Origin of the sequence: Parafrankia sp. EUN1f, from assembly GCF_000177675.1 — a bacterium.
Classification (GTDB): domain Bacteria; phylum Actinomycetota; class Actinomycetes; order Frankiales; family Frankiaceae; genus Parafrankia.
Genome location: NZ_ADGX01000275.1, coordinates 1 through 5,674, shown reverse-complemented (window position 1 = coordinate 5,674; position 5,674 = coordinate 1). Strand labels below are relative to the sequence as shown.

At 70.6% G+C, this 5,674-nt stretch carries 5 protein-coding genes and 1 pseudogene; 1 reads left to right on the top strand and 5 read right to left on the bottom strand.

What is annotated here, in order from left to right; all coding sequences use genetic code 11:
* From FREUN1FDRAFT_RS37620 to FREUN1FDRAFT_RS37610, 3 genes and pseudogenes are all read right to left on the bottom strand, one after another.
* A pseudogene (locus tag FREUN1FDRAFT_RS37620) lies at window positions 1–539 on the bottom strand (MMPL family transporter); the annotation flags it as partial.
* A gap of 880 nt (window positions 540–1,419) precedes the next feature.
* Window positions 1,420–2,181: a 3-hydroxyacyl-CoA dehydrogenase gene (locus tag FREUN1FDRAFT_RS37615; RefSeq protein ID WP_006545677.1), complete on the bottom strand. Its 762-nt coding sequence runs from the start codon at window positions 2,179–2,181 to the stop codon at window positions 1,420–1,422.
* Between the two features lie 112 nt (window positions 2,182–2,293).
* Window positions 2,294–3,442 (bottom strand): acetyl-CoA C-acyltransferase, encoded by a 1,149-nt coding sequence (locus tag FREUN1FDRAFT_RS37610; RefSeq protein ID WP_006545676.1) that lies wholly within the window; start codon window positions 3,440–3,442, stop codon window positions 2,294–2,296.
* Between the two features lie 261 nt (window positions 3,443–3,703).
* On the opposite strand from FREUN1FDRAFT_RS37610, the gene FREUN1FDRAFT_RS37605 reads away from it, so the two are divergent.
* The gene (locus FREUN1FDRAFT_RS37605) at window positions 3,704–4,408 is read left to right on the top strand and encodes a TetR/AcrR family transcriptional regulator (protein ID WP_006545675.1); all 705 of its coding nucleotides are present in this window, start codon (window positions 3,704–3,706) and stop codon (window positions 4,406–4,408) included.
* Here the strand turns inward: FREUN1FDRAFT_RS37605 and FREUN1FDRAFT_RS37600 are convergent.
* Window positions 4,381–5,286, bottom strand: a complete 906-nt coding sequence (locus FREUN1FDRAFT_RS37600) for a metal-dependent hydrolase (protein ID WP_006545674.1) — start codon at window positions 5,284–5,286, stop codon at window positions 4,381–4,383. The genes FREUN1FDRAFT_RS37605 and FREUN1FDRAFT_RS37600 overlap by 28 nt on opposite strands.
* Complete coding sequence (locus FREUN1FDRAFT_RS37595) at window positions 5,273–5,554, bottom strand: hypothetical protein (RefSeq protein WP_006545673.1); 282 nt, start codon at window positions 5,552–5,554, stop codon at window positions 5,273–5,275. The genes FREUN1FDRAFT_RS37600 and FREUN1FDRAFT_RS37595 overlap by 14 nt, the downstream gene beginning before the upstream one ends.
* Window positions 5,555–5,674 lie beyond the last annotated feature (120 nt).

Sequence of the window (5,674 nt, the reverse complement as noted above, 5' to 3'; positions counted from 1 at the left end):
GTGCGCGCGGCGGAGCCCGTGCGCGCGGCGGAGCCCGTGCGCGCGGCGGAGCCGGTAGGCGCATCCGCGCCGTGCCGCGGGCTGGGCAGCTGCCGCACCCCGTCGAGGCTGGCGCCTTCGACGTCGACGTTGGGCAGGACGCGGTCGAGCCGGCGAGGCAGCCACCAGGCGGAGCGGCCGAGCAGGGCCATCACGGCGGGGATGATCGTCATGCGGACGAGGAAGGCGTCCACGGCGACCCCGAAGGCGAGCGCGAGGCCCATCTTCTTGATCAGCGCTTCCGGGGTGAGGATGAACCCGGCGAAGACACTGATCATGATGATGGCCGCGGCGATGACGACCCTGGCTCCGTGGTCGAAGCCGTTGATGACGGCGCTGGTCGGGTGCGCGCCGTGGATGTACTGCTCGCGCATGCCGGTGACCAGGAAGACCTGGTAGTCCATGGCGAGGCCGAACACCAGGCCGACGATCAGCAGCGGGAGCAGGCTCATGATCGGCCCGGTCTGGCCCTCGATACCGATCAGGCCGTCGAGCAAACCCGCGGGAAGCGGCGGATCAGGGGACGCCTGTCTCGGCCTGCCAGACCGTGTCGGCCACCACCTGGCCATCCGCCGCCTGACCGCCCGCCGAGGATCCCGCACCGCCAGACAGCGAGAATAACCCATGCCAAAGCGGGGCAAAAATGGCCACAGACCGCCTGGCAATCCGCAAGAAAGAAGGATTTTGGTCGCCCTCGCGACCAAAATCCTCAGATCTTGCCCGGCCGCAATCACGGAAGCGGCGGCGCGCCCGGCGGCGCCCGGCCATGCTCAGGTGCTCCCCGAAAGGGAGTAGGGAATGTACTCGTCCTCTTCGACACGCAGGTAGAGAAGAACCGTGCAGACAGAAGCCCTGCCAGCAGCATACGCGTAGTCGGGAGGCGCCCCCGAGGGGCGATCCGTGGGAAGTTCCGCGAACAGTTCTCCGGGTCTTCTGGATGGGATGGGCTCGCCTACCCACTCCACTCGAAACCCATCCGACACCCGCCGAGATGCTTCCGCCCAGGTCAGTCGCGTTGTTCCCCTGAGGTAGTCACGCCCGCACCAGCTCAGCCGATCCGGCGCATCCTGCCAGGGCCACATCCCGTGCCGGTCATGATACGCGGCGAGTGCTCCGAGCCCCACGACGATCACCACGATGCCGCTGCCCAGAGCCAGCAGTTTCCAGCGTAAGCTCACCCGACCTCCGAATGACCGTGCTCCGTGGGTCGACTCCGCGTGGGTCGACTCCGCACGTTGTCAATCGCAGGCTAAACCATTTCAAGCCGGGCGCACCCGGCATCAGCCGTCACCGCCGCGGGCCTCACCCCGGCAGGCCCGTTGACGGAAACGGCGGCAGGGCAGACCCCCCTGCCGCCGTTTCGACCGTTTCGGCCGTCGCCTAGCGGGGCGCCATCCGGATGGCGCCGTCGAGGCGGATCACCTCGCCGTTGAGCATCGGGTTGGACACGATGTGGGCGACCAGCGCGCCGAACTCCACCGGGTTCCCCAGCCGCGACGGGTGCGGCACCTGGCGCCCCAGGGAGGCGCGGGCCTCCTCGGGCAGGGTGGCGAGCAGCGGGGTGTCGTAGAGGCCCGGGGCGATCGTCACGACCCGGATCTTCAGGCTAGCCAGGTCGCGGGCGATCGGCAGGGTCATCCCGGCCACGCCGCTCTTCGACGCCGAGTAGGCGGCCTGCCCGATCTGGCCCTCGAACGCGGCCACCGAGGCGGTGTTCACGATGACGCCACGCTCCTCACCGAGCGGCTCGGCGCCGGCGATCCGCGCCGCCGCGAGCCGGACCACGTTGAAGGTGCCGACCAGGTTGATGTCGATGATCCGCTGGAACTGGTCGAGCGGGAACGGGCCGTCCTTGCCCACGGTCTTGATGCCGTTGCCGGTGCCGGCGCAGTTGACCGCGACCCGTAGGGTGCCGAGCTCGGCCGCGAGGTCCAGTGCGGCCGTGACGTCCGCCTCGCTGCGGACGTCACCGGGGGCGAACCGCACCCGCTCACCCAGCTTGTCCGCGACCGCGGCGCCGTCGGAGCTCGGCAGGTCGATGATCACTACGGAGGCACCGGCCTCCAGCAGCTTCTCCGTCGTCGCCAGCCCAAGACCGGAGGCTCCGCCGGTGACCAGCGCAACCGAGTCGGTGATGTTCAACTGCTGTTCCCTTCAGACTCTGACTTCACGACGTTGCTGTTTCGGTGCAGCCGGACGGGACGAGCCGCCCAGAGCGGCTCGACGAGGCGCTCCGGGCGCGGCTCGACGAGGCTCAGAGCAGCTCGAAGATGGTGGCGTTGGCCTGGCCGCCGCCCTCGCACATGGTCTGCAGCCCGTAGCGGATGCCGTTGTCCCGCATGTGGTGCACCAGGGTGGTGGTGAGCCGGGCACCGGAGCCGCCCAGCGGGTGGCCGAGCGCGATCGCGCCGCCGTTCGGGTTGAGTGCCTTGGCGTCGGCGCCGAGGTCGGCCAGCCAGGCCAGCGGCACCGGCGCGAACGCCTCGTTGACCTCGAAGGCACCGATCTCGTCCAGCCGCAGCCCGGAACGGCGCAGCGCCTTCTGGGTGGCCGGGATCGGCGCCGTCAGCATGATCACCGGGTCGGCGCCGGCGAGCACCGCGGTGTGTACCCGCACGATCGGGGTCAGGCCCAGCTCACGGGCCGTCTCGCTGGTGGTCATCAGCAGCGCCGCCGACCCGTCGGAGATCTGCGAGCTGTTCCCCGCGGTGACGACGCCGCCTTCCGGCTTGAACACGGTCTTGAGGCCGCCCAGCGTCTCCAGCGTGCCGCCGCGGCGGACGCCCTCGTCGCGGCTGATCACCGTGCCGTCGGGGAGGGTGACCGGGGCGATCTGCGCGTCGAACCGGCCCTCGTCCTGGGCCGTGGCCGCCTTCTCGTGCGAGGCGAGGGAGAACTCGTCGAGCTGGGTGCGGCTCAGGCCCCACCGCTGCGCGATCATCTCGGCGCCGATCCCCTGGTTCGGGGAGTCGGGGCCGTAGCGGGCGTGGAAGTCCGGGCCCAGCGGGTCCTGACCCAGCGACGAGCTGCCCATCGGGACCCGGCTCATCGACTCGACACCGCCGGCCACGACGATGTCGTAGTGGCCGGCGATCAGCCCGGCGGCGGCGAAGTGGACGGCCTGCTGGGACGAGCCGCACTGCCGGTCCACCGTCACGCCGGTGACCGACTCGGGCCAGCCGGCGGCCAGCGGGGCGTTGCGGGCGATGTCCAGGGTCTGCTCACCGACCTGGGAGACGCAGCCCCAGATCACGTCGTCGATGACCACCGGGTCGATCCCGGCCCGGCTGGCCAGCGCCCGCAGCACGTGTGCGGACAGGTCCACCGGATGCACTCCGGCCAGACCGCCGTTGCGCTTCCCGACGGGCGTACGTACGGCCTCCACGATCACGGCATCCGGCATGTGCTGCTCCTCGGTCGAGGGTTGGGTCCGCCGACGAGTGGCGGTGGGGGTCGGCGGAGCTGGCCGCGCGACCGTCACCGTCAATGCTGACGGCGAGGCGGCGTCACAGTCAAGTCTGACGGTGACCTCGACGGTCGGCTCCGAACGCGGCCGAACGCGGCCGTCTCCCGGCGCGTTGACACCCTCGGAGGGCGGAAGACGATGAATGGCATGCTCGGGAGAGCGGGCGCGACGCAGGCACGCCGCCGCACGGGAGGACCCATGACCAGCGAGGCCGAGCTGAGCTACCGCGCCCGTCGCGACGAGCAGCGCGAGGACAGCCGCAACCGGATCCTGGACGCCGCGGTCGACTGCCTGATCGAGGGCGGCTACGCCAGCGCGACCACGCCCCGCATCCAGGCGAGGGCGGGCATCTCACGCGGTGGGCTGCTCCACCACTTCCCCTCCCGCGACGCGCTGCTCGTCGCCGCGTCCGAGCATCTGGCCCGGCGGCGGATCGCCAGCACCGCGGCGACGGCCGAACAGATCGCCCGCACCCACCCCGCCGGCCCGCAGCGGCTGACCCGCATGGTCGAGCTGCTGTGGACGACCTTCCACGAACCGCACTGGTGGGCCGCCCTCGAGCTGTGGACGGCGGCGCGAACCCACGACGAGATCGCGGTGGCGCTGCGGCCGGTCGAACGGCATCTCGGCACGATCGTGCGCGACGGGGTCGACGCCATGTTCGGGCCGGACTACACCGGCCACCCGCGCTATCCCCAGGTGCGGGAACTACTGGTCAGCAGCATGCGGGGCCTGGCCCTCACCTACACGTTCGACCAGCGGGATCCGATCCACGATCCACACCTGGCCATGTGGAAGGACCTCGTCGTGGTCATGCTCCATGACCACGACGAGGTCCCCGGCCCCGCCGACGGTGGCGGCGGGGCCCACGACCGTCAGACGGAAACGCCCGCCACCGAATAGCAGAACTGGACGTCCCGGCCGGCCTTGTAGGCGTCCAGCCAACGGCCCGCGAAGGCGGGCAGCGGCTCCCCGGCGGGGCTGTGCCACGGCGCCTGGGAGAGCCCGAGGCGGTAGATCGTCGTCAGCAGCTCGCGGGTCGAGGCCACGTCGTAGAGCGACGACCGGCGCCCGCCGCCCAGGGCCTTGCCCAGCAGCTGCACGACCCGGCCTCCTTCTTTCTTCTCGACCGGCGGAGTCATCGCCTCGCGCACACCCGGCACGCATTCGACGAAGCCCTCGATGATCTGGAAGTAGGTCTGGAAGACGTGCCGGAACACCTTCGGCGCGACCATCGTCCGGTACCACGGCCTGCCGACCACGGCGTCGTAGATCTCCAGCGCGGAACTGCGGTGCTCGACCTCCTCGACGAAATGCCAGAGGAACAGTGAGGCCACCCGTTCGTCGCCGGGCCGGAAAAGCTCGGACTCGTGGTCGAGGAAGAGCTTGAACGTCGGCGTGAACGTCGCCTCGAGAGCGGCGGTGTAGGCGAGCTGGTACTGCAGGGAGGTGAAGGACAGCGCGTCGAAACGCTCGACGGCCTTGTCCACCACGCCCTGCAGGCCCGGATGGGTCAGGGCGAGCGCGGCCAGGTGCTTGCGATGGCTGTTCGCGTGCTGGGCCTCCTGGCGCAGGAAGGACTCCGCCTCGGCGGCGACCGCCTTGTCCTTGATGAGCGGAATGGCGATTCGGGTGGAGGCGACGATGTGCTTCTCGAACGCGATCGCCAACACACCGACCGCGTTGAGCATGACCGCCACATCGGGTGCGGACGGCTGCCAGTGGAAGGGAACGGTGTCGTCGAACGCGAACGGAATCCGACGGACTTCAAGATCGACCATTTCCGGCCGCCTCCTGCTCTTCCTCGCGAGGCTCGTGAACATTTCCGGTGATGGGCGCCGGCGCGGCGGCAGGGGCGTTCCGAGCGGCCATCGCGACCACCCAGGCGCATACCGCGGCGCAGCCCAGCACGTAGTACGGGTTGCCGATCGGGGTGCCGTCACCGGTCACGCCCTCGTGGGCGGAGAGCAGATCCGGCAGGGCCGTCAGCCACAGCACGGCGAGCACAGTCAGGTAGATCGTTCCGTACAGCACGGCGTAGCCGTTCACGAGACGATCCGCGGGAGCCGGGGGCGCCGCAGGAGCCGCGTCATCCGCGTCCGCGCGAGCCGCGCGAGCCGCGGGTGGCGCGGGTGGCGCGGGTGGCGCGGGTGGCGCGGGTGGCGCGGG

Bases quoted from the DNA above. Each gene is read 5' to 3' on its own strand.
- FREUN1FDRAFT_RS37610 (WP_006545676.1), bottom strand. From the start codon at position 3,442: ATGCCGGATGCCGTGATCGTGGAGGCCGTACGTACGCCCGTCGGGAAG.
- FREUN1FDRAFT_RS37605 (WP_006545675.1), top strand. From the start codon at position 3,704: ATGACCAGCGAGGCCGAGCTGAGCTACCGCGCCCGTCGCGACGAGCAG.
- FREUN1FDRAFT_RS37600 (WP_006545674.1), bottom strand. From the start codon at position 5,286: ATGGTCGATCTTGAAGTCCGTCGGATTCCGTTCGCGTTCGACGACACC.